Raw genomic sequence first — 26849 nt, 5'->3', positions numbered from 1 at the left:
CAGGGTCGCACCGACCATGGCAGGGTCATGCTGTCATTTCTGCGATTCCTTCTGATTGCTCTATTGCTGGCAACCTCTGGCGGTTCGGCGAGTGCGCAGCTGTTTGATCGGAATACACAATGCCGCGCCGGACAGTTGCAATGCGGGCGCGGTTGTTGCCCCGCAGGCCAGCGCTGCAGCTTTGATGGCCGCTGTATCCCGCCGGGACACACCTATTGTGGAGGTGGGCGCACCTGCGGCCCGTTCGAGCGCTGCGTGGCAGGAGGAACCCGTTGCGCCCCGGCGGGGGCGAACAAGTGCACCTCGCGCCTGGATTGCCCAGGTGGCAGCTTCTGCAACGGGCGCGGGGAATGCGAGCGCAGCCGACCGGATTTGGTCCCAGCTCCACCCACAACCTGCGCAGATGGTAGGAGTTGCGGAGCCGGTTCATCCTGCTTGCCGGGCGGCGGATGCTCGCGCCCCGGCTGGTTTCTGTGTGAAGAAACCGGTTCGCAATGCCGACCCGGATTTAAATGCTCGGCTTATCAGGGCTGTGTTCCGATCAAGGCCATTGATTGTGGCTATGGCAAGTGGTGCAAACCAGGGGAACAATGCCTGCCCGAAGGTGGATGCGAGAAACTGCCCGAAGGGTCGGAACCTTAGGTTGCCTTGGCCTGCATGGCTTCCTATAAGCGGTCCGATTGTCAGACAGGAGCCCGCCCATGCGTTTCGCCCATCGTCACCTTCTTGGCATCGAGCATCTGTCGCAATCCGATATCACCACTATCCTTGATCTGGCCGAAACCTATGTCGATCTGAACCGACAATCGACTAAGCATTCGGACGTGCTGTCGGGCCTGACTCAAATCAACATGTTCTTTGAAAACTCGACCCGCACGCAGGCCAGTTTTGAACTGGCGGGCAAGCGGTTGGGGGCTGATGTGATGAACATGGCAATGCAGGCCAGTTCGATCAAAAAAGGCGAGACGCTGATTGATACGGCTATGACGCTGAACGCGATGCATCCCGATCTGCTGGTGGTACGGCATCCTCATTCTGGCGCGGTCGACCTGCTGGCGCAGAAAGTGAACTGCGCCGTTTTGAACGCGGGAGACGGGCGGCACGAACACCCGACGCAAGCCCTGCTGGACGCGCTGACCATCCGCCGTGCCAAAGGCCGCCTACACCGGCTGAACATCGCGATTTGCGGAGACGTGGCGCATTCGCGCGTGGCGCGTTCGAACCTGATCCTGCTGGGCAAGATGGAAAACCGCATCCGTTTGATCGGCCCGCCGACGCTGGTGCCGTCGCAATTCGCGGAATTCGGGGCCGAGATTTATGATGATATAAATGAGGGTCTGAAAGACGTCGACGTTGTGATGATGCTGCGTCTTCAGAAGGAACGGATGGACGGCGGCTTTATCCCCTCGGAACGCGAATACTATCACCGCTACGGTCTGAACGCTGAAAAACTGGCGCTGGCCAAGCCGGACGCCATCGTGATGCACCCCGGCCCGATGAACCGCGGGGTCGAGATCGACGGCACTCTGGCCGATGACATCAACCGGTCCGTCATTCAGGAACAGGTCGAGATGGGCGTTGCCGTCCGCATGGCCGCCATGGACCTGCTAGCGCGCAACGTGCGAGAAGCCGCATGAACGATCTGGCCATCGCCCCCCATGAGCGCGGCGTGATCCGCCTGTTCTCGCTGGACATGCGCCCGGAAGAGGCGAAATTCCTGCGCGAACCGGGTGCTGTTGATCAGGTGTTGGGTGTCGAGGGGCTGGACCCCGAACAGATCGACATTTTTCCGGTATCCGACCTCGAAGATCTCGGGCTTTATGGCTATCTCAGCGAAGGCTGCGGTGTCTCGGAAGACCAGTTGGACCGCACGAAATTGGAGGCCATCGAAGGCTGGGTGATGGTCCTGCGCAGTGCGGCGCTGGGTGGTCGATCTGCAACCCTTTCCCTCGATCCCCGCCTGCATCTGATTGGCCTGTTCACCGAAGAGGCTACCAACTGGTCCGGCGGCACGATTGAGACCGAAAGCGCAAAACCGTTCTCGGCCCCGCAAAGCCCGCCAGTGGATAATAAACCAAGCCGCATCGGTTCAGCCGTCATTGCCATACTGATTCTGATCGCCGTCGGAGGTGCCTTGTGGCTGATCCTGTAACATTCACGCCAGACAAGGGCGCTTATATCCGCACCAACGCATGGCTCGCCGCGTTTGCAATGGCGGCCGCGATGGTCTTGCTTTGGTTGATAGGCAACCCTTACGTCTGGAGCGGCGCGCCCGCAGGGTTGGCCGCCATCACCATCCGCGCTTGGTATTTGGCTTCGGAAGAACTGGTCGCCAAGTGGGAAATGACGGGCACCACTCTCACCGGTCCTGGTCCGCGTAAGGTGGCGCTGAACCAAATTCAGGCGGTCAATACCATTGGCAGCTTTGTCCAGATCGTCACAAAAGGCGGCGACAAGCACCTGATCAAATATCAGGCGGACCCCGCCGCCACCAAAGCTGCAATCGAAAGGGCCATGGCATGAGCAATCTGATTTTTACTAACGCTCGCCTGATCGACCCCGAAGCTGGCACGGATAGCATCGGCTGGCTGCAGATTGCCGATGGTCGGATCGCAGCGCTTGGTGAAGGCACGGCCCCAGACGCTGACACGCAGTTGGTCGATTGCGGTGGGCAGTGCCTCGCCCCCGGCATTGTCGACATTGGCGTCAAGGTCTGTGAGCCCGGTGAGCGGCACAAAGAAAGCTATAAATCCGCAGGTCTGGCCGCGGCTGCAGGGGGTGTGACAACCATCGTCACCCGTCCCGATACTCTGCCTGCCGTCGACACACCCGAGACGCTGGAGTTCGCCACCCGCCGCGCGCAAGCGGACGCTCCGGTCAACGTTTTGCCAATGGCCGCCCTGACCAAAGAACGCGAAGGGCGTGAGATGACCGAGATCGGGTTCCTGCAAGATGCGGGAGCTGTGGCCTTCACCGATTGCGATCATGTCATCACCAATACCAAGGTGTTCTCACGCGCGCTGACCTACGCCAAATCCTGTGGCGCGCTTGTGATTGCCCACCCGCAGGAGCCGGGCCTGAGCAGCGGTGCCGCGGCCACCAGCGGCAAATTCGCCGCACTGCGAGGCTTGCCTGCCGTATCGCCTATGGCCGAGCGTATGGGGCTGGACCGCGACATCGCCCTGCTTGAAATGACCGGGGCCGCCTATCACGCCGATCAGATCACCACCGCCCGCGCCCTGCCTGCACTGGAGCGCGCCAAGCGCAACGGGCTGGACATCACAGCAGGCACGTCAATCCACCATCTGACGTTGAACGAATTGGACGTGTCCGATTATCGCACCTTCTTCAAGATCAAGCCCCCGCTGCGATCCGAAGATGACCGGCAAGCCGTGATCGAAGCAGTGCGAACCGGTCTGATAGACACGATCAGTTCCATGCACACGCCGCAGGATGAGGAAAGCAAGCGTCTGCCGTTTGAAGAGGCGGCCTCGGGCGCGGTGGCGCTGGAAACACTGCTGCCTGCTGCGCTTCGGCTATATCATTCCGAACAGCTGGACTTGCCGACCCTGTTCCGCGCCATGGCCCTCAATCCGGCCAAACGGCTGGGGTTGGAGAGCGGTCGCCTGTCCCTAGGCGCGCCTGCCGATCTGGTGCAGTTCGACCCGGATGTTCCCTTTGTTCTGGACCGATTTACGCTGAAATCGAAATCGCAGAACACACCGTTTGACGGTCAGCGGATGCAGGGTAAGGTCACCGCAACCTTTGTCGCTGGACAAGAAGTGTACCGGAGAGCCTGATGCCCCTGATCGACAGCACAATGACTCAGCTCATCCTGTGGGCCGCGTTAGGATACCTGCTTGGGTCCATACCCTTTGGCATGATCGTCGCGCGCGTGATGGGTCTGGGAAATCTGCGGCAAATCGGGTCGGGCAATATCGGCGCAACCAACGTCCTGCGAACCGGCAATAAGGCAGCGGCAGCGCTGACATTGCTGTTTGATGCAGCCAAGGGTGCCGTTGCTGTTCTGCTGGCACGCGCTTTGGCTGGTGAAGATGCCGCGCAGATCGCCGCATTGGCCGCGTTCCTCGGGCATTGCTTTCCGGTCTGGCTGGGCTTCAAAGGCGGTAAAGGCGTTGCGACCTTTCTGGGCCTTTGGCTGGCACTTGACTGGCGCGTGGGTGTCGCCTGCTGTTTGACATGGCTGGTCGCGGCGCTGATCTGGCGTATTTCATCCGTTGGTGCGCTGGCCGCCGCCGCCCTATCCACCACCTGGATCATGGTGCTGACAGATGGCAGTACCTTCGTTCTTGGAATTGCTCTGACCTTGCTGCTCTACTGGCGGCACAGCGCCAACCTAGCGCGGATCAAGGCGGGGACAGAACCGAAAATCGGGAAATCGTGACAGCGCCCAGCGCGTTTCTGAAAGCGTTCCATGATCTGCCGGTCGGTACGTTCACCGGTTCCGTTGGGCCGCATCGATATTTGGTATCGCATCAGATCATGGCCCGCGGGAAATCTCACAAACTGGTGGCTCATCAATTGGGCGGGCCGGATTACATCAGCCTGAACCTTTATCTCACACAGAAAAGCGGCGCATTGCTTCGCCCCTGCGAAATGCCTGCGGAAAAGGTGGTCGATTTTGTCCTGGCGCTGGTGCCTGACGTGCAGGAATGAACAACCGGTCTTTGTGATTGCACAATCACAATTGATTGCTTTGAACGTGATCGGGCCATTCCCCAACTGGGATTTTGTGACGGCCAATTACAGGCGTCGCGACAATCAAATCCGGTTCGCCCGGGCAAAATTACAGTGCTCTTCAGCGAGCCTATTCACGAAAGGTGAAGTCATGAACACGTTCAAATCCCTCATAAGCGGTGTGGCGCTGTCTGTTGCAATCGCAAGCTCGGCAATGGCGGCTGGCGTCGAGATCAACGCAAGCTCGACCGGACTGGCCATGCAGGGCTATGACCCGGTTGCCTATTTCACCGTGGGTGAGGCCACCAAGGGTGATTATAAAATCACCACGCTGCACAACGACGCGCTCTACCGTTTTGCATCGGAAGAGAACAAAGCCGCTTTTGAGGCGAACCCCGAGGCCTACCTGCCTGCTTATGGCGGCTATTGCGCCTTCGGCACCGCAATGGGCTTCAAGTTCGATGGTGATCCGAACTACTGGAAAATCGTCGACAACAAGCTGTACCTGAACCTGTCGCAAGACATTCAGGAACGTTGGGAAGGCGACATTCCGGGCTTTGTTGAGAAAGCCAGCGCAAACTGGGAAGACATCGCCGACAAAGACCCGGCTGAACTGCAGCAATAATTCGCTGACAAGACCTTTGTGCATCGGCGGCGGATCGTATCTGCCGCCGATCTTCGTTTGAAGGCATCATGTTTCACCCTATCTAGCATATGAGAAAAGAGCCCAACCTGAGTGGGCCCACGCCGGGGCACCGGCCAGAATAAAGTTGTTCGGGACAGTCAAAACATCACTGATCCGGCCTAAGGGCCGGAACGTAGATTCAATCATAACGCTGCCATTAGATTTGATTGGCAGCAGGTTTCGAGCGAAAGGAATGAGACGATGACAGGAAGATTGGCACTGATCACCTCGGTCGCCGTATTGGCTGCGGGATCCGCCATGGCGCAATCCTCAGGCAACTGGACTGGATTCTACGGCGGTGCGCAGTTTGGTTATGCGGACATCGACACAAACGTATCAGGCGTCGACGGCGATGGTGCGATCGGCGGTATCATCCTTGGATATGATTACGATCTGGGCGATTGGGTCGTCGGAGGTGGCTTCGACTATGACTGGAGCGACGTAGACCTTTCCGGCGCCGCCACGGTCGAGAATGTCTGGCGGCTCAAAGCGCGCGCGGGCTACAAGGTGAACCCGCAGGGCCTGCTTTATGGCACCGCCGGTTATGCCGATGCGGATACCGATAATCTGGGCAGTGACGATGGCTGGTTCATCGGCGCAGGCTATGAGCAGATCGTAGCCCCCAATATCAGCGTTGGAGGCGAGATTCTGTATCATGAGTTCGACGACTTCAACTCATCGGGCGTCGATGTTGACGCAACTACAGTTCAACTGCGTGTAGCATATCGGTTTTGATGAGAAAGTAGGGCCCGGCTATTTGCGCCGGGCCCGTGCCGCTAGGGCACCAAGACTGTGCTGCCGGTGGTTTGTCGTGCTTCCAAAGCACGATGCGCATCAGCAACTTGATCCAACGGAAACTCCTGATCGACATGGATCTTGACCTCGCGCCCGTCCACTTTGCCAAACAAGCGTCGCGCCATCGCCTGACAGGTGGCGTGATCCGAGATATGCGTGAACAAGGTTGGCCGCGTCACCTTCAGAGATCCCCGCTGCGCAAGCATTCCCAGATCGACAGGCGGCACTGGCCCCGAAGCGTTTCCGAATGAGATCATCATGCCCAAGGGTTTCAGGCAATCTAGCGATCCCTCAAACGTGTCCGCACCGATGGAGTCCATCACCACATCAACCCCTTTGCCTCCGGTGATCTCGGCCACACGCTCGACAAAATTCTCGGTCCGGTAGTTGATGCAATGTGACGCGCCATTGAATTGCGCCAGGCTGCATTTCTCATCCGTTCCCGCTGTCCCGATCAGTTTGATGCCTTCGGATTTCGCCCATTGGCAGGCGATCAGTCCCACACCTCCGGCTGCCGCGTGGAACAACACAGTATCTCCGCGCCGCAGCGGCGTTGTGCGGTGAAACAGGTATTCAACCGTCATGCCCTTTAGCATCATAGCCGCTGCGGTGCGGAACGAGATACTCTCGGGCAGCGGACAAACCTGTGCTGCAGGCATCACGCGCGCTTCGGAATATGCTCCCGATGGGCCTGCGGCATAGGCCGCGCGTTGGCCGGGGGCAAGATGCGTAACGCCTTCGCCTACCGCCTCAACGACTCCGGCCGCTTCCATTCCCAACGCATGAGGCAACTCCAGCGGATAAAGGCCGGTACGCTGGTACACATCGATGAAATTCAATCCGCAGGCATGATGGCGAATGCGCACCTCACCCGGGCCGGGATCGCCAAGCGGGCGATCCTCAATCCGAAGAACCTCGGGGCCGCCGGATTCGTGTATGACGACTGTGCGTGCTGTCTGCTGCATGAATGCCTCCCTTGCCTGTGGAAACAAAGCTAACACGCCTGTGCGGCAGAGCAATCCTTCCGGCTCTGCAAGGGTGATCGGGCAAAATTTCGCAATATGTGCTATAATGCAACGAGACGTTGTAATTGGGCAGACGTTGCCGGCTGATCCGGTCACGCGAATTGCCACGCCGGATGCATCCCGCGGCGCACCCACGCCAGAAAAGGGGATGAACATGGACAAGACAATCGGTAACCCAATCACCTGGGTCGCCCGAAATCTGCGGGCAACCAGCGATCATGTCACTGAATCCGTGACCGAGATCGGCAGCGCGGATGTTCAGGCTCTGCCGACGGTGCATACGCTGACCCTGCAGGATCTGCGCGAATGCCTGAAAGCTGGATATAACGATTTTCTCGAAACCCGGGCCGATGCGATCTTTGTCGTTCTGATCTATCCAATCGCAGGTCTGCTGATGTTCGGTATTGGGCTCAACAAAGACATGGTGCCCCTGCTGGCCCCGCTTGTCATGGGCTTTGCGCTGATCGGGCCGGTCGCCGCCGTCGGGCTTTATGAGATCAGTCGCAAGAGGGAACAGGGCGGAGACGTTCATTGGCTGGACGCGTTCGGCGTATTCCGTTCGCCTTCCTTCGGAGCCATACTGGCACTGGGCTTCTATCTGGTCATGCTATTGATGATCTGGCTGATGGTCGCGCAAGGCATCTACGCGCAAACCCTAGGGCCAGAACCTCCGGCCTCGGCCATGGCATTCGTGACAGAAGTGTTCACCACCGGAGCAGGCTGGAGCATGATCATCATCGGCACCGTCACCGGTTTCCTGTTTGCACTGGTCGCATTGGCGCTAAGCGTGGTCAGCTTTCCGCTGTTGCTGGATCGCAAAGTGGGCGTTCCCGTGGCCGTCGTAACCTCGGTACGGGTCTTGCGTCAGAACCCGGGTGTGATCTTGACCTGGGGGGCCATTGTGGCCGCGATGTTGGTACTGGGCGCGATCCCGATGTTGCTGGGGCTGATCGTCGTCATGCCCGTTCTAGGCCACGCCACATGGCACCTGTATCGCCGGGCGGTCGCCTGACTACATGGCAGCAGCTTAACCAGAGACCTTCAGAACGATCTTGCCAATATGGCCCGATGCTTCCATCCGCGTATGTGCAGCGGCGGCATCAGAAAGATCGAATTCTGAATCCATCACCGGTGCGACCTTCCCGGCCTCAAGCAATGGCCACACGGCTTCACGCAAGTCTTGCGCGATTCGCGCCTTGGCCAAATCGCTTTGTGGGCGCAAGGTGCTGCCCGTCAGGGTGAGGCGTTTCACCATCATCAGCGCAAAGTTCAGTTCGACCACCGGACCTTGCAGGAAAGCGATCTGAACCAGCCGCCCGTCTTCCGCCAAAGCCTTGATGTTGCGCGGGATATAATCACCACCGACCATGTCCAGAATCAGGTTCGCCCCGCCCTCGGCGCGCATCGCAGCCACGAAATCTTCGTCGCGATAGTTGATCGCCTTTTCGGCACCTAGCTTGATACAAGCCTCACATTTCTCAGCCGACCCGGCGGTTGCAAAGACGCGGGCGCCAAACGCATTGGCCAGCTGAATAGCCGTCGTGCCGATCCCGCTGGAACCGCCATGGACCAGAAACCGCTCCCCCGGCTTCAAGCCGCCACGGGTGAAGACATTGGACCAAACAGTAAAGAAGGTTTCGGGCAGGCAGGCAGCTTCTTTCAAACCCATACCCGCAGGCACAGGCAGGCAATGAGCGGCGGGCGTTGCGACATATTCAGCATAACCGCCGCCGGGCAACAGGGCGCAAACCCGATCGCCAACGACCAGACCTTCGACACCCGAGCCGATGGCGACGACCTCTCCTGACGCTTCCAGCCCCGGCAAATCGCTTGCACCGGGAGGTGGATCATACGCCCCTGCCCGCTGCAGCGCATCAGGGCGGTTCACCCCGGCGTACGCGACTTTCAGAACCACTTGACCCTCTGCCGGTTCCGGCATCGGGCGTTCCGTCAGTTGCAGAACGTCCGGGCCACCAGCTTCAGTGATCTCGACAGCGCGCATTGTCTGGGTCATGGGCATATCTCCTTTGCCCAATGCCTAGCAGGCGAAAACGCAGAGGCCCAGCGGCAAGTGGAAACGCTGCGACTATTTTCCCGATGACAGCGAACCGGGCAGGTTGTCGGGCAACTTCGTCGGAGCCTTCACCTGACCCGCAAGCCAGTTGGGGACGGCCAGAAACGGTTTCAGCAGCGGGTTGCCATTCACCTGCGACTTGAACTTTTCAAACTGCATTACGCCCTCGATCCGCCGATCCAGGAATTCCCATGTCGCCTGATAATCCGGGCTGTCATCACCCAGCCAATACAACAGTGTCGAAGAATAGACGCCCGACAGAGTGGCACGTTTGGTGTACCAGTTCACGTCGTCCGAAGTATCGCCAAGTGCTGTCCAGATCTGGTCACAGGTGCCCCAGACCGCCTTGGCCCCATCCGCGGCATGGATCGGCAACGCGAACAAAGTCATACCTCGGCGCACTGCTTCTTTGTCTTCGACCGCCTGCAGGCGGAAACGGACGGCAGCGGCGATCTTTTCACGGAATTTCAGACCGCTCAGGTCTTCGGATTTCAACCGCTCCAACATCGCGGCATCCCCGCGCGTATGAAAGGCCAGTGCCAGATCGACGGCACCACGCGGACAGATCGCTCGGGCAAGCGCGGGCTCCAGATCGCAATCGCTGATGGCCGCACGAAAGCTGGTTTCCGACCAGCCGTCGAACGGCACATGGTTCAGAATCGCATCGAGAAGCTGCTCTTTGGTGTCTTCATAGGTTGCTGTCATGTCGGGTCTCCGAGGCTGCGGGTCCAGTACTAGACAAGTTAGGCGTGCTTTGCTATACGGCCACTTCCTGCAAATCCTTGCAACTCTATCTAGAAAGGTGGTGACAACCACATGCAGGTTAGTGTTCGCGACAATAACGTCGATCAGGCGCTTCGTGCCCTGAAGAAAAAGCTGCAGCGCGAAGGCGTGTTCCGTGAAATGAAGCTGAAGCAACATTTCGAGAAACCGTCCGAGAAAAAAGCGCGCGAGAAAGCTGAAGCGATCCGCCGTGCCCGTAAACTGGCACGCAAGAAAGCACAGCGCGAAGGTTTGCTCTAAGAGCTTCCTGCGACTCGTCCAGCTTTGGATGACACTATTTGACGACCCCCGAGGCCCTGCCCGGGGGTTTGTCGTTTTTAGGGCGGATGATCCCGCCAATTCCCGGCTTTACCCTCGCGGCAACCTGCCGATTTTGATGCAATCGCCGCAGTCGGCATTTTACAGCGCAGCGAATCGCCGTTCGGTTGCATTCTGCCGCCGAAAAACGCCCATCGCCGTACCCGCCCTATTCAGCGTTCTTTGATCGTCTGTAAGTGAGGCCGTCCACTCAGACATAACCAAAAACGGAGGCACTGATGTCGACAGCAAGTACGGTCGAGCGCGAAATGCTCGCGCTGATCAACCAAGAGCGCACATCCCGCGGTCTTGATCCCCTGGAACTTGAACGCAACCTGAACGAATCTTCCGAGGACCACAGCAGCTGGATGCTGGACACCGACCGGTTCAGCCACACCGGTCAGGGTGGTTCATCCGCGACCCAACGGATGCAAGCCGCAGGGTTCGACCTGTCCGGGAGCTGGCGCACCGGAGAAAACATCGCCTGGCAATCCGAGCGTGGCGCACCCGGTATCAGCGATGATGTCGCCCAGTTGCACCAGAACCTGATGAATAGCCCCGGTCACCGCGCCAACATTCTGAACCCCGATTTCAAATATATCGGCATCGGGATCGAAGAAGGCGACATGCAGGGGTACGACGCTGTCATGGTGACGCAGAACTTTGCGGCGACTCAGGGCGATGTCGATCTTGATAACGGCGGCACCACCCCGCCGGTGACGCCTCCGGTTGAAGAAGTTGTTGAGCCAGAGGAGGAAGAGGTTACCACCCCGACCGAACCAGAAGTGCCGGAAACCGATGTGACCGAGACTGAGGAACCAGTTGACGAAACACCGGTAGCGGAAGTTCCCGATGCCGAAGAACCGGCAGAGGAGACCCCGGAGGAAGACGTCACCGAAACCGAAGAACCATCGGACGAAACACCCGACACCGATGTGACGGAAACCGAGCAACCGGCAGACGAAACGCCAGAAACTGAGGTTACCGAGACCGAGGACCCGGTTGAGGAGACTCCGGAAACAGACGTGACCGAAACTGAAGAGCCGGAAACGCCTGATACCGATGTGACTGAAGTTGAAGACCCGGAACCCGATGTGCCGGATACTGAAGTCGTCGAGGTCGAGGAACCCGAAACTCCGGAGACCGACGTCACCGAGGTCGAAGAACCCGAGCCAGAAACACCTGAAGTTGTCGTTGACAATGGTGCACCGGGCGCGGACTGCTTTGACGTTCAGGCCTTCCTTGCCGGGATCGAAGCGTTTGTTAATGCGCTGCAAGCCCAATTTGACCAGTTCGAATGGTCTCCGGTGCAGCAGGCTGACACGACCCCGGAGATGGATGATTTCGATCTGGTGTTCGACACCGACTTCGCTGACGACATGATCGAAACCGTTGAAGCCACAGTCGAAGACATGAATGACGACATGTGCGGCGTGTTTGTTTTCGAAACGAACTGCGGATTTGATTGGGGTTAATCAAACCGTTCAGGTGCGGGGATCCTTTTCCCGCACCACTTTCCTGCCAAATCAATATATCTTAGGCACGTGTAGCTCATCCGGCAAAATGCGCCGTTCGTATTCGGGGTTATAGCGCCGATCCGGCAGATTGACCTTTTCCTGCGGCACATCCTCATAGGGGATCTTGGTCAGCAGGTGCTCGATACAATTGAGCCGTTCGCGTTTCTTGTCGTTGCCTTCAACAATATACCAAGGCGCCTCGGATATGTTGGTGCGAAAGAACATATCCTCTTTGGCCTTGGTGTATGCCTCCCACCGGATGCGGGATTCCAGATCCATCGGTGACAGTTTCCACTGCTTCATCGGATCGTGAATACGCATCAGGAATCGCAATTGCTGTTCTTCGTCTGTAATCGAGAACCAGTATTTCAGCAGGATAATCCCCGACCGCACCAGCATCCGTTCGAATTCAGGAACGTCCTGAAAGAACTGTTCGACCTGATCCTCGTTGGCAAATCCCATCACGCGTTCAACACCAGCGCGGTTGTACCAGGACCGATCGAAGAACACGATCTCACCGGCCGCAGGCAAATGGGGCACGTAGCGCTGAAAATACCACTGGCTTTGTTCGCGTCGGCTGGGTGCAGGCAAGGCGACCACACGCGCTACACGAGGGTTCAAACGCTGCGTGATCCGCTTGATCACGCCCCCTTTCCCGGCGCTGTCGCGCCCTTCAAACAGAATACAGACCTTGGCCCCTGTATGGACCACCCAATCCTGAACTTTGATAAGTTCAGCCTGCAGCCGCAAAAGGTTGCGAAAATAGACCTTGCGATCCAGCATGTCAGGATGCTGGTCCTTGTAAATCTTGCGCACTTCCATCGAAAGCATGGGTTCGCTGAATTCGATCTCGAAATCTTCGTCCAGCGTGTCTTCCAGTTCAGCTTCCAGCCAATCTTTCGGCGTGCTGTTGTTTTCGTAAGCCAAGGTCTGCTCCTTATCGTTCATCGGGTTCGGACCGTACACGGCCAGTGTAACCACGGAGTGTCAGCGCAAAGTGCCGAGGTCGTACATAAGGTCGGAAACATGGATTTTGGCCCGACCGCACGACAGATACAAGCGGCAGAATTGACGCAAGGCTAACCCCAATAGTTGGTTTCAGACAGGCAAGGCCGTGGTTTTGAACACCGTGCGCAAAGCAAATGAGCTTTGCATCTGCGCCACCCCAGGCAAGCGCGACAGGTATTGCCGATGAATGCGAGCAAAATCCTCGGTATTTTCTGCGACGACCTTTAGAATGTAGTCCGCCGTGCCCGCCATCAAATGGCATTCCAGCACATCCGGAATCCGTGCTACGGCTTTTTCAAACGCCTCCAGCACTTCTTCCGCCTGACCCTGCAACGTGATCTCGACAAACACAGTGGTTGGAACGTTCAACTTCCGTGCATCCAACAGGGCGACGTAGTCCTTGATATAACCCTCAGCCTCAAGTCGCTGCACGCGCCGGTGGCAGGCCGAAGGGGATAGATTCGCCTGTTCGGACAATTCCGAATTTGACATCCGCCCTTTGCGCTGCAGGGCTGCCAGAATCTTCCGATCTGTTGCGTCAATCGTCATTTGCGCACATCCATTGCGTCAAGTTGCCTATACCTCGAATATTTTCCCGCAGATTGTGTGTTTAGCAAGTGGGGTTTCACAAAAATTGCGCCAATTTATGCCCATAATTTAGGCAGTTTATGAATGGAGTCTCACATGAAAATCGGCTGCCCCAAGGAAATCAAACCTCAGGAATTCCGCGTCGGGATGACCCCGAACGCTGCTGGCGAAGCTGTGGCCCGCGGTCACGAAGTCATTATCGAAACCGGTGCCGGGATGGGCTCGGGCTTTGATAACGATGCTTATGTAGCGGCAGGTGCCCGCATCGTCGACACTGCAGAAGAAGTGTTCGCCACGGCTGATATGATCGTCAAGGTCAAGGAGCCTCAGGCGGTCGAGCGCAAAATGCTGCGCGAAGGTCAGTTGCTGTTCACCTATCTGCACCTGGCACCCGATCCAGACCAGACCCACGATCTGCTGGAATCCGGCTGCACCGCGATTGCCTATGAGACCGTGACTGACTCCAATGGCGGCCTGCCGCTGCTGGCGCCGATGTCCGAGGTTGCCGGTCGCTTGGCTCCACAAGTTGGATCCTGGACTCTGCAAAAGGCCAACGGTGGCCGCGGCGTTCTGATGGGTGGTGTTCCGGGTGTAGGCCCTGCCAAAGTGATCGTCATCGGCGGAGGCGTCGTAGGCACCCACGCAGCGAAGATTGCCGCAGGCATGGGTGCGGATGTGACCGTACTGGACCGTTCGCTGCCGCGTCTCCGCTATCTGGACGATGTGTTCGGCGGAACCTTCAAGAACCAGTATTCAACCGCTGGTGCGACAGCCGAGCTGATCCAGGATGCCGACCTGGTCATCGGTGCGGTTCTGATCCCGGGCGCAGCTGCTCCCAAACTGATCTCGCGCGAACAGCTGTCGACCATGAAGCCCGGCGCGGCTCTGGTAGACGTTGCGATCGATCAGGGCGGCTGTTTTGAAACCTCGAAAGCCACCACCCACGCCGATCCGGTTTACGAAGTTGACGGCATCATGCACTACTGCGTCGCCAACATGCCCGGTGCGGTTGCCCGGACTTCGACCATCGCACTGGGCAACGCAACCATGCCGTTCATGCTTTCGCTGGCAAGCAAGGGCTGGAAGCAGGCCTGTAAGGACGACGCACACCTGCTGGCAGGTTTGAACGTCCACGCCGGCAAGCTGACTTACGAAGCGGTGGGCACCGCCCTTAACATCAACTCTGTCGATCCAACAACTCTGTTGAACTAAGAGCGCTCCCGCCTCTGAAAGCGTCCTTTTCCAAAGGACGCTTTACAGACTTGGGCCCAGTGCCGCGCCAATAGCGCGGCGCTGTTTTTTCTGGACCAAGGTTCGCGCAAAAAAGCACCGCGCCTTAGCGCGGTGCCCGGCCCAACCAGAGGATGGCATTTCAATGCCCGATCGACGGGCGGGAGGCTTACGCCTCTTTGTGAATTTCCACAGAATGCGGATACGGGATGGATACGCCTTTGGCGTCAAACGCTTCTTTGATCGCTTTGGTAAGTTCAAACTTCACATCCCAATAGTCAGCCGCTGCGCACCACAGGCGCGCGGTCAGATCAACCGAACTATCCCCAAGATTTGTCACGCGCACCCAGGGCTCAGGATCAGCCATGATACGATCGTCAGCTTTGGCCACATCCAGGATGATGTTCATAGCCTCATCCGCGCTATCGCCGTAGTCGATGCCAAACACCAGATCGACCCGGCGGGTGTCATGGGCGGAATAGTTGGTGATCACCGAACCCCAAGCCTGACCGTTTGGCACGATGATCTGCACGTTGTCCGGCGTCACCAGCTCGGTCGTGAACAGGTTCAGGTCTTTCACAGTACCCGCTGTGCCACCAATATCGACATATTGGCCCAGCTTATAGGGCCGGAACACCACCAGCATCACGCCCGCGGCCAGATCGCTGAGTGTTCCCTGCAGCGCCAAACCGATGGCCAGGGATGCGGCACCCAGAATGGCCACGATGCTGGTCGCCTCGATTCCGAAAATGCCCAGAACGGCGACAAAGACAATCGCCAGCAGCACCCATTTCACGAGGCTCGCAACGAAATTCCCCAAAGTCGGGTCGATATGTGGCGTGGCGTTGATCCGCCGCCGCACCAGACCGCTAATGGCTCCGGCAACGATCCAACCCAATACCAGAACGATCAACGCTTTGATCGCGCTCATGATCAGCGGACCAAATGCGCCCACCTGTGTTACGACATCTTCCACACGCTTCTCCTTTGCGCCAACAGCAATCCCGCGCCTTTTGGCGCGGGATCGCTGAAAAGTCTGGGCTAATTTTGCGCGCAGGTCTAGGTGCGGGATTTCCGAGTTTTCCCCCCTGCTGTTCCCCAGCAAACATCGACTGACCGATCACGCACAGAATTGGACCTTACAAAAGCGCCACAAATTACCAGATTGACCGAGACAGGCGCGATAAAAGGAGCCCATCATGCTGGACACAATCCAATTCCCGATCATGAATAAATGGTCCCCACAGTTCCCCGAGCGGATTCAGCTTTATTCCTTCCCCACACCCAACGGGGTAAAGGCGTCGATCATGCTGGAAGAAACCGGCCTGCCTTATGAGGCACATCGTGTCACACTGGCCGATGCAGATGTCAAAAGCCCGGAGTTTCTTTCGCTGAACCCGAACAACAAGATCCCGGCGATCATTGATCCCAACGGGCCCGACGATGCTCCGTTGGCTTTGTTCGAAAGCGGTGCAATCCTTCTGTACCTCGCTGAAAAGAGCGGTAAGCTGCTGGGTCAGAACAAAGGCGACAAGCACCGGGTCACCCAATGGGTTATGTTCCAGATGGGCGGTATCGGACCAATGTTTGGCCAGCTTGGGTATTTCCACAAATTCGCAGGGGCTGAAATCGAAGACCCCCGCCCGCGTGAACGCTACGTGTCCGAGGCCAAACGCCTGCTGAACGTTCTCGACCGGCAACTGGACGGCCAAGACTGGATCGCCGGAGAATTCTCGATCGCCGATATCGCAATCGCGCCGTGGCTGCGCGGTTTAGATTATTACGGCGTCAAGGATGTCATAGGCTGGGAAAGCTATGGCAACGTTACGCGCTATCTGGACAGGTTCCTGGATCGACCCGCAGTGCAAAGAGGACTGAACATCCCCTCACGGGATTGATACACAAGGCCTGTGCGGCGGGATCCAAATCCGCCGCCACGGGCCATCGGGTTACCCAGGCAGCGCGCCTGTTAGAACGTAGCGTAAGATCTCAACAACTTGCGCGGGTTCTTCAGCTACGGCGAGGGCTGCTGCATCTACTTCTTTCAGCGCGTGTTGATGATCAGCCCCGTGCAGAACAATGATCGACTTGCCCAGTGCTGCCGCATAGCCCGCGTCAAATGCCGCGTTCCACTGCTTGTATTTGTCCCCAAAGCGTACAACCACAACATCCGCGTCTGATATGCCCTTGCGGGTCCGGATCGCGTTGACCATGGCACCCTTGTGATCGTGCCAGTACTTGTTCGGCTCGGCCCCCAAGATCGTGACACCGCAATCGTCCGAAGCACCGTGATCGGTGACCGGGCTACTGAACTCAACATCCAACCCATCGGCGCCCGCAATGATCTGCTCGCGCCAATCCGTGTGAATCTCACCGGACAAATAGACCTTCAGCATTTTTCTCTCCTCCCGTGAAAAAGGGGCGCAATGGCCCCTTTATCATTTCAAAAATACTCCCGCCGGAGGCGAAAACCAACTCATCCCCGCAAGACGCCGCCAGTGGCTTTCATCACTTTTTCGACAATCTTGGTGCTGACCGCCTCGATATCCTTTTCCTTCAGGGTCGCGTCCGACGGCTGGAGCCTTACGGTAATGGCCAGAGACTTCTTGCCCTCGCCGACGCTACCGCCAATGAATTCGTCAAAGACGCGCACGTCCTCGATCAGAGCCTTATCAGCACCCGCAGCCGCATTGACCAACGTCAAAGCTTCGATATCCGCATTTACAACAAAGGCGAAATCGCGCTCGACCGCCTGCAGGTCGCGCAATTCCAAGGCAGAACGGGTCGCACCGGATTTACGTGGCATCGGCACCTGATCCGGCCAGATGGTGAACGCCATTGCCGGACCCTTGATATCCAACGCCTGCAACACGCGCGGATGCAATTCACCAAAAACGCCCAGAACCTTTTTGGGGCCCAGACAAATCTTGCCGTGCCGACCCGGGTGCCACCAGGCATCGCCGCCACGAAGGATCTGAACCTTGGCAGGCGCACCAATGGCGGCAAGCACCGCCTCTGCGTCGGCTTTGGCATCAAACAGGTCAACGGGACGGGAAGCACCATGTACGTCCTTGGGACCGCTACGCCCAACCAACAGGCCGGTAATCTGTGTCTGTTGATCCCCCGGCTCACCATCGTGGAACACCGGCCCGACCTCGAACAAGGCCAGATCGGCATAACCCCGCGCCTGATTGCGCGCCGCCGCTTGCAGCAGACCAGGCAGCAGATCAGGGCGCATATGGCTCATCTCGGACGAGATCGGGTTTTCCAACATGGTTGCTGCGTCACCGCCCCCGAACAAGGCTGCCGAGGCCTGATCGATGAAGGTATAAGACACACATTCATTGTACCCCAGCGCTGCACAGGTCCGGCGCGCCATCGACTGGCGGCGCTGCGTGGGTGTCATGACCGGTTTGGGGATACCTGCTGTCGTACGCGGCAGCGGGATACCCTGCAACTTGGTCAGAGAAGCGATCCGCGCAACCTCTTCCACCAGATCGGCCTCCCCCATGATATCGGGTCGCCAGCTGGGCACATGCGCCATCTCGCCATCCAGACGAAAGCCCAAACGGGTCAATGTCTGCCGCTGCTCGCTTTCCGGAATCTCCATCCCGACTAGGGACTGCACGCGCGCCGCGTCCAGTTTGTAGGCCCGCGCGTGGTTCGGCGCTTTGCCCGCCTCGACCACATTCGAGGCTTCACCGCCGCAGATATCCAAGATCATCTGCGTCGCATGCTCCAACCCTTCGCGCGTGTATTCCGGGTCGACGCCGCGCTCGAATCGATACCGCGCGTCCGAGTTTATCTTCAGCGCCCGACCTGTGAGGGCAATCTGCACATGATCCCAGAACGCACTTTCAAGGAAAACGTTCACGGTCTCCTCGGTACAACCGGTTTCCTCGCCGCCCATGATGCCCGCGATAGATTCCGGGCCTTCGTCGTCCGAAATTACCATCATGCCGGGCTGTAGTGTGTATTCTTTCTCATCCAGTGCAACCAGCTTCTCGCCACCTTTGGCACGGTGAACGCGTAGGTTACCCTGCACCTTGTCGGCATCGAATACGTGCAGCGGGCGGTTGTGATCGAAGGTCATATAGTTGGTGATATCCACCAAGGCCGAGATCGGACGCAGACCAATCGCCTTCAACTGGTCCTGCAGCCATTGCGGGCTGGGGCCGTTTTTGACGCCCCTGATAAGCCGACCGGTGAAATGCGGCGCGCCATCCAGCGTATCTTCATCAATCGACACTTTGATCGGGCTTTCAAAGTCCCCCGGCACGGGGACATAGTCACGCACCTTCAGCGTGCCCAATCCACGTGCAGCCAGATCTCGCGCAATACCCGCAACACCCAGCGCATCCGGGCGGTTCGGCGTGATCGCGATCTCGATCATCGGATCAACTTTTGACGGATCGTTCTCAGCCAACCAATCGACAAACCGATCACCGACCTCACCCGAGGGCAGCTCGATAATCCCGTCGTGTTCATCCGACAGCTCAAGCTCGCGCTCGGATGCCATCATGCCAAAGCTCTCGACGCCACGGATCTTGCCGACGCTGATGGTGATATCCAGGCCGGGAATATACATACCCGGTTTACAAACCACCACGGTGATGCCTTCGCGCGCATTGGGCGCGCCGCAAATGATCTGCAGATCGCCCTCGTCGGTTTCAACCGTGCAAACGCGCAGCTTATCGGCGTCCGGGTGCTTCTCGGCATGTTTCACATGGCCCAGCGTGAAGCCCGCCAGACGGTCCGCCGGGTTGACGATCTCTTCGACCTCAAGCCCGAGATCGGTCAGCGCTTCGGCGATCTCATCAACCGACGCATCCGTATCGAGGTGGTCTTTCAGCCAGGACAGAGTGAATTTCATTGCAGCGGGCCTTTTTCGGCAAACATTCAGTCGGCACAGGCAATGGCAAAGATTGCGCCGAGGTGCAAGCGCTGCGGCTCACGGATAGGTGGGGGTGCGACCCAAAAGCTCGTCCAGCTGCCAGCCGATCCAGCCGTGGGGAATAAAGTGCCCGCCGGGATGGGTGTCCAGTGTCACCTGCCCTTGCGCGCAATCGGTCCACTCTACCCGGCTGAGCGTCAGGAACGGCTTCACGCTCCAATCCCCGCGCGGGGTCGCGCCGTTGCAGTTGAACTTGGCCTTCCACAGCGCCACCGGATAGGTCGTATCGCCGTCCGGGCCAAAGGGAAAATCCATCACCGTATCGTCCAGCCCATGCACATGGCGCACCTCGCGCGGGGCTTCCGGGCAGTCCTCGGTCTGGCGGATCGAGCCCGCAACCGCCAACAGCGCGGCGATGTCATTGCCCGACTGGCAGACATAGCGCCATGCCATTGCGCCGCCATAAGAATAGCCCGAGACATAGATACGCTCAGGATCAATGGGATAGCGTTTGGCGACGTCCTCAAGCACGCGATCTGCGAACGGCACGTCTGCGGTATCAGCAGTCCAGAAGTTCCAACTTTTGCCCAGCCCATTCGGAGCCACCAACAGCACATCGCGCAGCTTGGTCGCTCCGGCGATGCGTTCATGGTTCACCACTACATCGCCCTGCCGTGCCCAGCCGTGGAAATGCAACAGCACCGGCAGAGACGTTTCGCCATCCCAGCCATCGGGTTCCAGCACATGGTATGAGCGGTCGCCGATCTCACAGGCAGTATCGCCGTGGCAGTCAGATTTCCACGGCCCCATAGCGATGGCCGGAGTCGCGGTCAGCAGAAGAGAAAGCAATCTATAGATCATAAGCCGGAGCCTAGCGACGTCTGCTGCACTGTCACATAACATATTGGTGTAGGGTGGGGTTTCACCCCACCAACCGCCCCACGGTGGGGTGAAACCCCACCCTACAACGGACCAAATCACAAAGCCGTGCTATCGCCAGTCCGCGGGATGGCGATCAAAGGGTTGTGGTGGGCACTTTATGCCAGCCAAATCCGCGAAATGTTCAAACGGAGCGCTAACCGAGACAAATCGCCAGCCCGTGCGGGCGGTCTGGCGATCGCGCGGCGGCCTATCGGCCTTTGTTCCGCGCACACGACCCGGTGTCAGAAGTCTAGAAACCTACACGATAAACCGGCGCGTCATCGAGAGGCTTAACCGCAACCAGTAAGAAATTAAGTTGCGAAATATGCTGCGTAAGCAGCGCCTCTTGACCGTCCGAGAACGCCCCATAGAATTCAATGAGATTGGGGTTTTTATACCCAATCGACCTCACGTGCAATTGAGCAGCAACACCATAGTTCGCGAGCTGAATCCCCAGTTCGTGTTTGTCGTCCAGCTTCGCCTGAAAGTCCACGATTCGGCGCACTAAGTGCTCATAAATCTCCTTCGCATCAAACCTACCGGCAATTTCAGCCTGCCGCTGGATGTCTCTCTGACGCGCTTCTTCCAGAATGCTAGCAGTGTCCGGAATATTTGGAATATTGAACTGTGACATATCGATTACCTCGAAAGTCCACCATGCAGGTTCGGCATATCCAGCGCAGCAAACCCGTAATGCCGCAACCAGCGCAGGTCTGAATCGAAGAACGCCCGCAAATCCGGAATGCCATACTTCAGCATCGCCAGACGGTCGATACCGATACCAAAGGCAAAGCCCTGATAGACCTCGGGGTCGATGCCACCGGCGGCGATCACCTTGGGGTGGACCATGCCGGAGCCCAGAATCTCCATCCAGTCGTCGCCCTCGCCGATCTTCAACTGGCCGTTATCCCAGGAACAGCGGATATCGACCTCGGCCGACGGCTCGGTGAAGGGGAAGTGCGAGGCGCGGAAGCGCAGCTCGACGTCGTCGACCTCAAAAAACGCTTTCACGAACTCTTCCAGAACCCATTTCAGATTCGCCATCGAAATGTCCTTGTCGATGGCCAGCCCCTCGACCTGATGGAACATCGGCGTGTGGGTCTGGTCATAATCGGCGCGGTAGACGCCGCCCGGGCAGATCACGCGGATCGGCGCGCCCTGCAGTTCCATCGAGCGGATCTGGACCGGCGAAGTATGCGTGCGCAGCACGTGCGGCGGGCGATTATCCCCCTCGGCGCGGTGCATGTAGAACGTGTCCATCTCGGCCCGCGCGGGGTGGTGGCCGGGGATGTTCAGGGCGTCGAAGTTATGCCAGTCGGTCTCGATCCGCGGCCCTTCGGCCACCGAGAAACCCAGTTCGGCAAAGATCGCGGTCAATTCCTCGGTCGCCTGGCTGACCGGGTGGATCGAACCATGGCGGCGCGCGCGAGTCGGCAGGGTGACGTCCAGCCATTCAGTGCGCAGACGCTCATCCAGCGCAGCATCGGCAAGCGCAGCCTTCTTGGCGGAAAGCGCCGAGTTGATTTCATCCTTCAGGGCGTTCAGTGCTGGGCCTGCGACCTGACGCTCTTCGGGGGTCATCTTGCCCAACTCGCGCATCTTCAGCGCGACTTCGCCTTTTTTGCCCACGGCAGCGACGCGGATCGCCTCAAGCGCGTTTTCATCGCCTGCTTCGGCGATTTGGCCCAGATATTTTGCCTTAAGATCGTCCATGACGCCCTCTGAATTTGGTCGCCAACCTGCTATCGGCCCCGCCCCGCGAATGCAAGCGGGACGGTGGGGATCAATAGCTGTATTCGGGATAAATCCGGGTCAGGTCACCATTCCAGTCGCCATTGTAGTGATCCAGCAACTCATCCGCGGGAACCTTGCCCGTATCAATGCTGTCCTTGAGCGCGTTCAGGAAATGCGTCTCGTCCTGAACCATACCACCCGCACCGGCGCGCGCGCGGGACGCAAGTCCGGCCTCTGCGATCGAGACCACTTCGCGCGCCAGATCATGCATGTTGATGTTGCCAACCTGCGCTTGCAGACCATCCTTGGCAGCCTCAACCCGAAGTGCTTCGCGCGTCTCGGCATCCCAGCCTTTGACCAGATCCCAAGCGGCATCCAGCGCAGTTTGGTCATAGGTCAGACCAACCCAGAATGCAGGCAGAGCGCATAGGCGACGCCATGGGCCACCATCGGCACCGCGCATCTCCATGAACTTCTTGATCCGCGCTTCGGGGAATGCCGTGGTCAGGTGATCGGCCCAATCGGACAGAGTCGGCGTCTCGCCGGGCAGTGCAGGCAGTTTGCCCTGCAGGAAGTCGCGGAACGACATGCCCAGCGCGTTGATATACTGGCCGTCGCGATAGACGAAATACATCGGTACATCGAGCGCATATTGTACATAGCGTTCGAACCCGAAGCCTTCTTCGAACACAAAGGGCAGCATGCCCGTCCGTGCATCGTCCAGATGCCGCCAGATATAACTGCGCCAGCTTTTCTGGCCGTTCACCTTGCCCTCGAAAAACGGAGAGTTCGCAAACAGCGCCGTCGCGACCGGCTGAAGGGCCAGCGCGACGCGCAGCTTCTGCACCATGTCGGCCTCGGACCCGAAGTCGATATTGACCTGAACCGTGCAGGTGCGCCGCATCATGGCACGGCCCATGGTGCCGACTTTCTCCATATAATCGTTCATCAGCCGGTAACGGCCTTTGGGCATCAACGGCATCTCCTCATGGGTCCAGATCGGGGCTGCGCCCAGACCAATAAAGCCTACACCGATCTCATCGGCGATATCCTTCACTTCACGCAGGTGAGTGTTCACCTCATCACACGTTTCATGAATTGTCTCGAGCGGAGCGCCGGACAGTTCCAACGCGCCGCCTGGTTCCAGGCTGACGTTCGCGCCGTCCTTCTCAAGCCCGATTAAATGTCCAGCTTCACGCACTTCAGCCCAGCCATGGCGGTCTCGCAGACCTTCCAGCACGGCCACAATCGACCGTTTGCCTTCAAACGGCAGAGGTTTCAGAGTGTCTTTGCAATAGCCGAACTTCTCATGCTCGGTTCCGATGCGCCAATCTTCCTTGGGCTTGCAGCCCGATTCCAGATATTCGGCCAGTTGCTCATGGCGTTCGATCGGTCCGCCGCCGGACTGGGGGATGGACATGTGACCCGTGCTCCGATCCTGATGTGTCTGTCTTGGCGGTCAGTCCTGAGCGCAAACCGCGCCAGTGTCAATGCAGCCTAAGGTGCGCAGGCCGTGACGGCGTACGCTCCCAGATCACCACCGGATGTGCCGCACGACCGTTGAGTTCCGACAGCATTTGCTCGGTTTTCAGCCCCGGAAGTGCTGAGAACACATCAAACAGCGCTTCGGCCCCTTCGGCGTTCACCGGAATGTGAAGGGTCGGTTGCCCCGGCTGATCCAAAACCCAATGCGCAGGTTGCGAGGTCGGATCCAACGCCAACCGCTCGATTTCGCGGGCTGCAACGATGCCGCCGTCGAGCGGGCCCAGATAGGTGATCTGGCCTTCATCAATAGTCACCACGCCCGGCCCGCCCGCACCATTGCGAAAGCGCGCGCGTTGCACTCCGATCACCGCCAGTGCCATCGAGACGACGATCAGCAGCCACCCCAACCACGCCAGCAATCCGCCGGGGCCGCTGATCCAGCTGAGGCCGAGGATCAGAACAAACCCTGCTACCAGCACTTCGCGCCAGCGCCACAGGGCCAGTTTGGCTTCGGGTCGAAAGAAACTCATGCCACGTCCTCCGGGTTTTTGAACAGGATCAGCGAGTATTGACCCGCAGGCTGGAACCCAATGGATATATAGGCACGCGCTGCCGCATCGGAAGCCGCAAAGAGGACAGCTCTGGAAACTCCCGCGTCGCGCGCCTCAACCAGATGCAGGGCAACAGCCAAACGCGCATAGCCCCGCCCTCGTAAATCTGGTGGCGTGTAGACACCGCCGATCTGCACCACGTCAGGCAGGCGAGCGTTGAAGCCGGTCATGCTGACCGGTAGGCCATTATGTAGCAAAACTCGATGCGAATCCCGCTCGATATAGGTCTTGATGTCCTTCCTAGCCTGCGTCTGTGCGCGCACAGGATCAAAATCCATGGCTTCGATGAGGTAGCATTCTCGCCAGTCTTCAAGGACCGAACGGTCTACATCAGTAAGCGGCATGAGATCTGCCCCACTGAAATCCGGTATTTGAAGTCGATCCAACGCCAGGGAAAACCCCGGCTCATCGCTGTTCAGGGTCGCGGGTCGCCCCTCCCAACCTGCCAACTGCATTATCCGACGAGCCTGCGTTGCCTCAGCCGCAATGCCGAACAGGGCCCGGCCTCGAATAAGGTCAATCGCTGCGGCAAGTTCGGTATTCGAACAGTCGGGACATTGCAGCAGGATCATGCCTTCATTTGTTATGGCAAAGACCGCACGCAACGGGCTGCCAAGCGTCCATGCATTCAACGACCGGGGATGCGTACCGCACAGGCCAAAATCCCGTAGATTGGCCAAAGGGAACATCGATGTTTGGATATGTTGGGACAAAAACGAGTCGATCCTGGACAGGTCCGTTTCCTGCGCCAATTGCCACGTCACGTCCAATCTCCCAACGCTTGCTGCCACATTGTCATCGCCGCAACGGCTGCTGTATCGGCGCGCAGGATGCGTGGTCCGAGACTGACTACATGGGTAAATGGCAGCTCTGCCAACCGTTTGCGTTCGGGCTCGGAAAACCCGCCCTCGGGGCCGACCAGGATCGCCCACGGCTTGCCTTTCTCATTCTCTGCCAAGCGCAGAGCCGAGCCGGCTTCAGCCTCGTCACAGAACATCAATTGGCGATCATCGGGCCACGCGCCCAGGATACGATCCAATCGCTGGAGGTCGGCGACCTCAGGCACAAAAGTGCCGCCACATTGTTCGGCCGCCTCAATTGCGTGGGCCTGCAAGCGATCCTGCCGAATGCGCTCGGAGTTGGTGAATTCGGTCTGCACCGGTATGATCCGCACGGCCCCCATTTCAGCTGCTTTTTCAACGATGAAATCGGTCCGCGCCTTCTTGATCGGTGCAAAGAGCAGCCACAGATCGGGCGGTAATTGCAGAGGTTTCGATTGCTCCACGCACGACAGAATTCCGCCTCGTTTACTTGCTTCTGCTACCTCTGCCTGCCACTCGCCATCGCTGCCATTGAATAGCGCGACCTGCCCCCCAACCGACAGGCGCATGACACCGAACAGATAATGCGCCTGCTCACGCGTCAAAGGAACCGATTGCCCCGGACCCAAAGGGTGCTCTACATACAGTCTGATCTTCGCATTCATGAGACCCTACATATGCAAGGCAATGCCCCAACACCAGACGGTCAGGTCGCCGATGCCGTAACCGGCAATTGGGTCGACACCCACGCCCCCGCCTTTGCCCGCCCTTACCTGCGGCTCAGCCGCGCAGACCGACCCATCGGCACATGGCTTCTGCTGATTCCCTGCTGGTGGGGTCTGGCCTTGGCCATCCTGAGCGACGGCGCACCACGATGGGAGGATCTTTGGATCGCAGTTGGTTGTGCCATTGGTGCGTTTTTGATGCGCGGCGCGGGCTGTACGTGGAATGACATTACTGATCGTGAGTTTGACGGGAAGGTCGAGCGTACAAGGTCGCGCCCGATTCCCTCAGGCCAGGTGAGTGTCCGTCAGGCGGCATTCTGGATGGTGCTGCAATGTCTGTTGGCCCTGGCCATCCTTCTGACCTTCAACCGGGCCGCGATTGCGATGGGGGTTCTGTCTTTGCTGCCTGTTACCATCTATCCCTATGCAAAACGATTTACCTGGTGGCCGCAGATTTTTCTGGGGCTGGCCTTCAACTGGGGCGCATTGCTGGCCTGGGCTGCACATACCGGCACCGTGGGCTGGCCTGCGATCATGCTTTATCTGTCAGGAATCGCCTGGACTTTGTTCTACGACACGATCTACGCCCATCAGGATGCTGAGGATGACGAGCTGATCGGCATCAAGTCCACCGCACGGTTGTTTGGCACCGATACCGCCCGTTGGCTCAAGTATTTTCTGATTGGAACCGTCAGTCTAATGGCCTTTGCAATTATCGACGCGGCTTTGCCCGGGACATCGGTTCTTGCTTTGGCGGTCGCCCTTGGCGGGCCTTGGGCGATGGGGTGGCATCTGGCCTGGCAATTGCGGGGGCTGGACACGGAGGACAACGCCAAATTGCTACAGCTTTTCCGGGCCAATCGCGACACCGGCTTGATTCCGCTGATCTTCCTCTGCGTCGCCCTTTTCCTCTGATTGCACCTCTGTGCTGCGCTCTGTATGAGTCCCGGAACCAACC

At 58.4% G+C, this 26849-nt stretch carries 29 protein-coding genes; 14 read left to right on the top strand and 15 right to left on the bottom strand.

All coding sequences use genetic code 11. The annotated features are described in order from the left end of the window. Nucleotides 1-701 precede the first annotated feature (701 nt). The 8 genes from ACR0AU_RS12735 (at nt 702) to ACR0AU_RS12700 (ending at nt 6118) form a co-directional block, all read left to right on the top strand. On the top strand, nt 702-1637 hold the full coding sequence (locus ACR0AU_RS12735; RefSeq protein WP_480795768.1) for an aspartate carbamoyltransferase catalytic subunit: 936 nt from the start codon (nt 702-704) through the stop codon (nt 1635-1637). Continuing rightward, nucleotides 1634-2152: a hypothetical protein gene (locus ACR0AU_RS12730; protein WP_170733548.1), complete on the top strand. Its 519-nt coding sequence runs from the start codon at nt 1634-1636 to the stop codon at nt 2150-2152. Before ACR0AU_RS12735 ends, ACR0AU_RS12730 begins: the two co-directional genes overlap by 4 nt. Continuing rightward, nucleotides 2137-2523: a hypothetical protein gene (locus ACR0AU_RS12725; protein ID WP_480795767.1), complete on the top strand. Its 387-nt coding sequence runs from the start codon at nt 2137-2139 to the stop codon at nt 2521-2523. The genes ACR0AU_RS12730 and ACR0AU_RS12725 overlap by 16 nt, the downstream gene beginning before the upstream one ends. Further along, nucleotides 2520-3800, top strand: a complete 1281-nt coding sequence (gene pyrC, locus ACR0AU_RS12720; RefSeq protein ID WP_480795766.1) for a dihydroorotase — start codon at nt 2520-2522, stop codon at nt 3798-3800. Before ACR0AU_RS12725 ends, pyrC begins: the two co-directional genes overlap by 4 nt. Next, on the top strand, nt 3800-4405 hold the full coding sequence (plsY, locus tag ACR0AU_RS12715) for a glycerol-3-phosphate 1-O-acyltransferase PlsY (RefSeq protein WP_170395665.1): 606 nt from the start codon (nt 3800-3802) through the stop codon (nt 4403-4405). The genes pyrC and plsY overlap by 1 nt, the downstream gene beginning before the upstream one ends. Continuing rightward, nucleotides 4402-4677: a hypothetical protein gene (locus ACR0AU_RS12710; protein WP_480795765.1), complete on the top strand. Its 276-nt coding sequence runs from the start codon at nt 4402-4404 to the stop codon at nt 4675-4677. Before plsY ends, ACR0AU_RS12710 begins: the two co-directional genes overlap by 4 nt. A 172-nt stretch (nt 4678-4849) precedes the next feature. Next, nucleotides 4850-5323: a YHS domain-containing (seleno)protein gene (locus tag ACR0AU_RS12705; RefSeq protein WP_170636682.1), complete on the top strand. Its 474-nt coding sequence runs from the start codon at nt 4850-4852 to the stop codon at nt 5321-5323. 261 nt (nt 5324-5584) lie between these two features. Beyond that, on the top strand, nt 5585-6118 hold the full coding sequence (locus ACR0AU_RS12700; RefSeq protein ID WP_170395659.1) for a porin family protein: 534 nt from the start codon (nt 5585-5587) through the stop codon (nt 6116-6118). 41 nt (nt 6119-6159) lie between these two features. Here ACR0AU_RS12700 and ACR0AU_RS12695 read toward each other — a convergent pair whose 3' ends face one another. Next, nucleotides 6160-7143: a quinone oxidoreductase family protein gene (locus tag ACR0AU_RS12695; RefSeq protein ID WP_170423639.1), complete on the bottom strand. Its 984-nt coding sequence runs from the start codon at nt 7141-7143 to the stop codon at nt 6160-6162. Nucleotides 7144-7357: 214 nt separating this feature from the next. Between ACR0AU_RS12695 and ACR0AU_RS12690 the strand changes: the two genes are divergently transcribed. Then, the gene (locus tag ACR0AU_RS12690; RefSeq protein ID WP_170395655.1) at nt 7358-8215 is read left to right on the top strand and encodes a DUF2189 domain-containing protein; all 858 of its coding nucleotides are present in this window, start codon (nt 7358-7360) and stop codon (nt 8213-8215) included. Nucleotides 8216-8230: 15 nt separating this feature from the next. Here the strand turns inward: ACR0AU_RS12690 and ACR0AU_RS12685 are convergent, their stop codons facing one another. After that, nucleotides 8231-9217 carry an NAD(P)H-quinone oxidoreductase gene (locus ACR0AU_RS12685; protein ID WP_170733545.1) on the bottom strand — a complete coding sequence of 329 codons (987 nt, stop codon included), beginning with the start codon at nt 9215-9217 and terminating at the stop codon, nt 8231-8233. A gap of 72 nt (nt 9218-9289) precedes the next feature. Beyond that, nucleotides 9290-9982, bottom strand: a complete 693-nt coding sequence (locus tag ACR0AU_RS12680; protein WP_480592409.1) for a COQ9 family protein — start codon at nt 9980-9982, stop codon at nt 9290-9292. Between the two features lie 111 nt (nt 9983-10093). On the opposite strand from ACR0AU_RS12680, the gene rpsU reads away from it, so the two are divergent. Together rpsU and ACR0AU_RS12670 are read left to right on the top strand one after the other, a co-directional pair. Beyond that, complete coding sequence (gene rpsU / locus ACR0AU_RS12675) at nt 10094-10300, top strand: 30S ribosomal protein S21 (protein WP_005614280.1); 207 nt, start codon at nt 10094-10096, stop codon at nt 10298-10300. 296 nt (nt 10301-10596) lie between these two features. After that, nucleotides 10597-11832 carry a CAP domain-containing protein gene (locus ACR0AU_RS12670; RefSeq protein WP_170733543.1) on the top strand — a complete coding sequence of 412 codons (1236 nt, stop codon included), beginning with the start codon at nt 10597-10599 and terminating at the stop codon, nt 11830-11832. 51 nt (nt 11833-11883) lie between these two features. On the opposite strand, the gene ppk2 is transcribed toward ACR0AU_RS12670, so the two are convergent. Beyond that, the gene (gene ppk2, locus ACR0AU_RS12665) at nt 11884-12822 is read right to left on the bottom strand and encodes a polyphosphate kinase 2 (RefSeq protein WP_170395648.1); all 939 of its coding nucleotides are present in this window, start codon (nt 12820-12822) and stop codon (nt 11884-11886) included. Nucleotides 12823-12972: 150 nt separating this feature from the next. Beyond that, the gene (locus ACR0AU_RS12660; RefSeq protein WP_170395646.1) at nt 12973-13431 is read right to left on the bottom strand and encodes an Lrp/AsnC family transcriptional regulator; all 459 of its coding nucleotides are present in this window, start codon (nt 13429-13431) and stop codon (nt 12973-12975) included. Nucleotides 13432-13566: 135 nt separating this feature from the next. Here ACR0AU_RS12660 and ald point away from each other — a divergent pair, with 135 nt between their 5' ends. Then, on the top strand, nt 13567-14682 hold the full coding sequence (gene ald, locus ACR0AU_RS12655; protein WP_170395644.1) for an alanine dehydrogenase: 1116 nt from the start codon (nt 13567-13569) through the stop codon (nt 14680-14682). A 187-nt stretch (nt 14683-14869) separates the two neighbouring features. Here the strand turns inward: ald and ACR0AU_RS12650 are convergent, their stop codons facing one another. Continuing rightward, the gene (locus ACR0AU_RS12650) at nt 14870-15676 is read right to left on the bottom strand and encodes a mechanosensitive ion channel family protein (RefSeq protein WP_170423629.1); all 807 of its coding nucleotides are present in this window, start codon (nt 15674-15676) and stop codon (nt 14870-14872) included. Nucleotides 15677-15899: 223 nt separating this feature from the next. Between ACR0AU_RS12650 and ACR0AU_RS12645 the strand changes: the two genes are divergently transcribed. Continuing rightward, entirely contained in the window at nt 15900-16598 is a 699-nt protein-coding gene (locus ACR0AU_RS12645) for a glutathione S-transferase N-terminal domain-containing protein (protein WP_170423627.1), read from the top strand. 51 nt (nt 16599-16649) lie between these two features. Here ACR0AU_RS12645 and ACR0AU_RS12640 read toward each other — a convergent pair whose 3' ends face one another. From ACR0AU_RS12640 to ACR0AU_RS12600, 9 genes are all read right to left on the bottom strand, one after another. Then, nucleotides 16650-17096: a YtoQ family protein gene (locus tag ACR0AU_RS12640; RefSeq protein ID WP_170423625.1), complete on the bottom strand. Its 447-nt coding sequence runs from the start codon at nt 17094-17096 to the stop codon at nt 16650-16652. Nucleotides 17097-17176: 80 nt separating this feature from the next. Next, nucleotides 17177-19573, bottom strand: a complete 2397-nt coding sequence (pheT, locus tag ACR0AU_RS12635) for a phenylalanine--tRNA ligase subunit beta (protein ID WP_480592404.1) — start codon at nt 19571-19573, stop codon at nt 17177-17179. A 78-nt stretch (nt 19574-19651) separates the two neighbouring features. Beyond that, nucleotides 19652-20455 (bottom strand): CE1 family esterase, encoded by an 804-nt coding sequence (locus tag ACR0AU_RS12630; protein ID WP_480795764.1) that lies wholly within the window; start codon nt 20453-20455, stop codon nt 19652-19654. Between the two features lie 310 nt (nt 20456-20765). Next, nucleotides 20766-21149: a DUF6173 family protein gene (locus tag ACR0AU_RS12625; RefSeq protein WP_480795763.1), complete on the bottom strand. Its 384-nt coding sequence runs from the start codon at nt 21147-21149 to the stop codon at nt 20766-20768. Nucleotides 21150-21154: 5 nt separating this feature from the next. Beyond that, nucleotides 21155-22228, bottom strand: a complete 1074-nt coding sequence (pheS, locus tag ACR0AU_RS12620; protein WP_170395632.1) for a phenylalanine--tRNA ligase subunit alpha — start codon at nt 22226-22228, stop codon at nt 21155-21157. A gap of 70 nt (nt 22229-22298) precedes the next feature. Then, nucleotides 22299-23669: a glutamate--cysteine ligase gene (locus ACR0AU_RS12615; RefSeq protein WP_480795762.1), complete on the bottom strand. Its 1371-nt coding sequence runs from the start codon at nt 23667-23669 to the stop codon at nt 22299-22301. 67 nt (nt 23670-23736) lie between these two features. Further along, the gene (locus tag ACR0AU_RS12610; RefSeq protein WP_170408404.1) at nt 23737-24264 is read right to left on the bottom strand and encodes a hypothetical protein; all 528 of its coding nucleotides are present in this window, start codon (nt 24262-24264) and stop codon (nt 23737-23739) included. Further along, nucleotides 24261-25109, bottom strand: a complete 849-nt coding sequence (locus ACR0AU_RS12605; RefSeq protein ID WP_480795761.1) for a GNAT family N-acetyltransferase — start codon at nt 25107-25109, stop codon at nt 24261-24263. Before ACR0AU_RS12605 ends, ACR0AU_RS12610 begins: the two co-directional genes overlap by 4 nt. Continuing rightward, nucleotides 25106-25831 (bottom strand): 16S rRNA (uracil(1498)-N(3))-methyltransferase, encoded by a 726-nt coding sequence (locus ACR0AU_RS12600; protein WP_480795760.1) that lies wholly within the window; start codon nt 25829-25831, stop codon nt 25106-25108. Before ACR0AU_RS12600 ends, ACR0AU_RS12605 begins: the two co-directional genes overlap by 4 nt. Before the next feature lie 12 nt (nt 25832-25843). Between ACR0AU_RS12600 and ubiA the strand changes: the two genes are divergently transcribed. Continuing rightward, a complete protein-coding gene (gene ubiA, locus ACR0AU_RS12595; protein ID WP_170423611.1) occupies nt 25844-26806 on the top strand; it encodes a 4-hydroxybenzoate octaprenyltransferase in 963 nt (320 codons plus the stop codon). Nucleotides 26807-26849 lie beyond the last annotated feature (43 nt).

It is taken from the genome of Ruegeria sp. CG1, assembly GCF_056537265.1.
Note: the sequence above shows the minus strand (reverse complement) of the source record. Positions and strands in the feature narration are given on the sequence as shown.

What these genes read in the sequence shown, in the direction of transcription:
- ACR0AU_RS12735 (WP_480795768.1), top strand. Translation starts at nt 702, where the DNA reads ATGCGTTTCGCCCATCGTCACCTTCTTGGCATCGAGCATCTGTCGCAA.
- ACR0AU_RS12730 (WP_170733548.1), top strand. Translation starts at nt 1,634, where the DNA reads ATGAACGATCTGGCCATCGCCCCCCATGAGCGCGGCGTGATCCGCCTG.
- pyrC (WP_480795766.1), top strand. Translation starts at nt 2,520, where the DNA reads ATGAGCAATCTGATTTTTACTAACGCTCGCCTGATCGACCCCGAAGCT.
- plsY (WP_170395665.1), top strand. Translation starts at nt 3,800, where the DNA reads ATGCCCCTGATCGACAGCACAATGACTCAGCTCATCCTGTGGGCCGCG.
- ACR0AU_RS12705 (WP_170636682.1), top strand. Translation starts at nt 4,850, where the DNA reads ATGAACACGTTCAAATCCCTCATAAGCGGTGTGGCGCTGTCTGTTGCA.
- ACR0AU_RS12700 (WP_170395659.1), top strand. Translation starts at nt 5,585, where the DNA reads ATGACAGGAAGATTGGCACTGATCACCTCGGTCGCCGTATTGGCTGCG.
- ACR0AU_RS12695 (WP_170423639.1), bottom strand. Translation starts at nt 7,143, where the DNA reads ATGCAGCAGACAGCACGCACAGTCGTCATACACGAATCCGGCGGCCCC.
- ACR0AU_RS12690 (WP_170395655.1), top strand. Translation starts at nt 7,358, where the DNA reads ATGGACAAGACAATCGGTAACCCAATCACCTGGGTCGCCCGAAATCTG.
- ACR0AU_RS12685 (WP_170733545.1), bottom strand. Translation starts at nt 9,217, where the DNA reads ATGACCCAGACAATGCGCGCTGTCGAGATCACTGAAGCTGGTGGCCCG.
- ACR0AU_RS12680 (WP_480592409.1), bottom strand. Translation starts at nt 9,982, where the DNA reads ATGACAGCAACCTATGAAGACACCAAAGAGCAGCTTCTCGATGCGATT.
- rpsU (WP_005614280.1), top strand. Translation starts at nt 10,094, where the DNA reads ATGCAGGTTAGTGTTCGCGACAATAACGTCGATCAGGCGCTTCGTGCC.
- ACR0AU_RS12670 (WP_170733543.1), top strand. Translation starts at nt 10,597, where the DNA reads ATGTCGACAGCAAGTACGGTCGAGCGCGAAATGCTCGCGCTGATCAAC.
- ppk2 (WP_170395648.1), bottom strand. Translation starts at nt 12,822, where the DNA reads ATGAACGATAAGGAGCAGACCTTGGCTTACGAAAACAACAGCACGCCG.
- ACR0AU_RS12660 (WP_170395646.1), bottom strand. Translation starts at nt 13,431, where the DNA reads ATGACGATTGACGCAACAGATCGGAAGATTCTGGCAGCCCTGCAGCGC.
- ald (WP_170395644.1), top strand. Translation starts at nt 13,567, where the DNA reads ATGAAAATCGGCTGCCCCAAGGAAATCAAACCTCAGGAATTCCGCGTC.
- ACR0AU_RS12645 (WP_170423627.1), top strand. Translation starts at nt 15,900, where the DNA reads ATGCTGGACACAATCCAATTCCCGATCATGAATAAATGGTCCCCACAG.
- ACR0AU_RS12640 (WP_170423625.1), bottom strand. Translation starts at nt 17,096, where the DNA reads ATGCTGAAGGTCTATTTGTCCGGTGAGATTCACACGGATTGGCGCGAG.
- pheT (WP_480592404.1), bottom strand. Translation starts at nt 19,573, where the DNA reads ATGAAATTCACTCTGTCCTGGCTGAAAGACCACCTCGATACGGATGCG.
- ACR0AU_RS12630 (WP_480795764.1), bottom strand. Translation starts at nt 20,455, where the DNA reads ATGATCTATAGATTGCTTTCTCTTCTGCTGACCGCGACTCCGGCCATC.
- ACR0AU_RS12625 (WP_480795763.1), bottom strand. Translation starts at nt 21,149, where the DNA reads ATGTCACAGTTCAATATTCCAAATATTCCGGACACTGCTAGCATTCTG.
- pheS (WP_170395632.1), bottom strand. Translation starts at nt 22,228, where the DNA reads ATGGACGATCTTAAGGCAAAATATCTGGGCCAAATCGCCGAAGCAGGC.
- ACR0AU_RS12615 (WP_480795762.1), bottom strand. Translation starts at nt 23,669, where the DNA reads ATGTCCATCCCCCAGTCCGGCGGCGGACCGATCGAACGCCATGAGCAA.
- ACR0AU_RS12610 (WP_170408404.1), bottom strand. Translation starts at nt 24,264, where the DNA reads ATGAGTTTCTTTCGACCCGAAGCCAAACTGGCCCTGTGGCGCTGGCGC.
- ACR0AU_RS12600 (WP_480795760.1), bottom strand. Translation starts at nt 25,831, where the DNA reads ATGAATGCGAAGATCAGACTGTATGTAGAGCACCCTTTGGGTCCGGGG.
- ubiA (WP_170423611.1), top strand. Translation starts at nt 25,844, where the DNA reads ATGCAAGGCAATGCCCCAACACCAGACGGTCAGGTCGCCGATGCCGTA.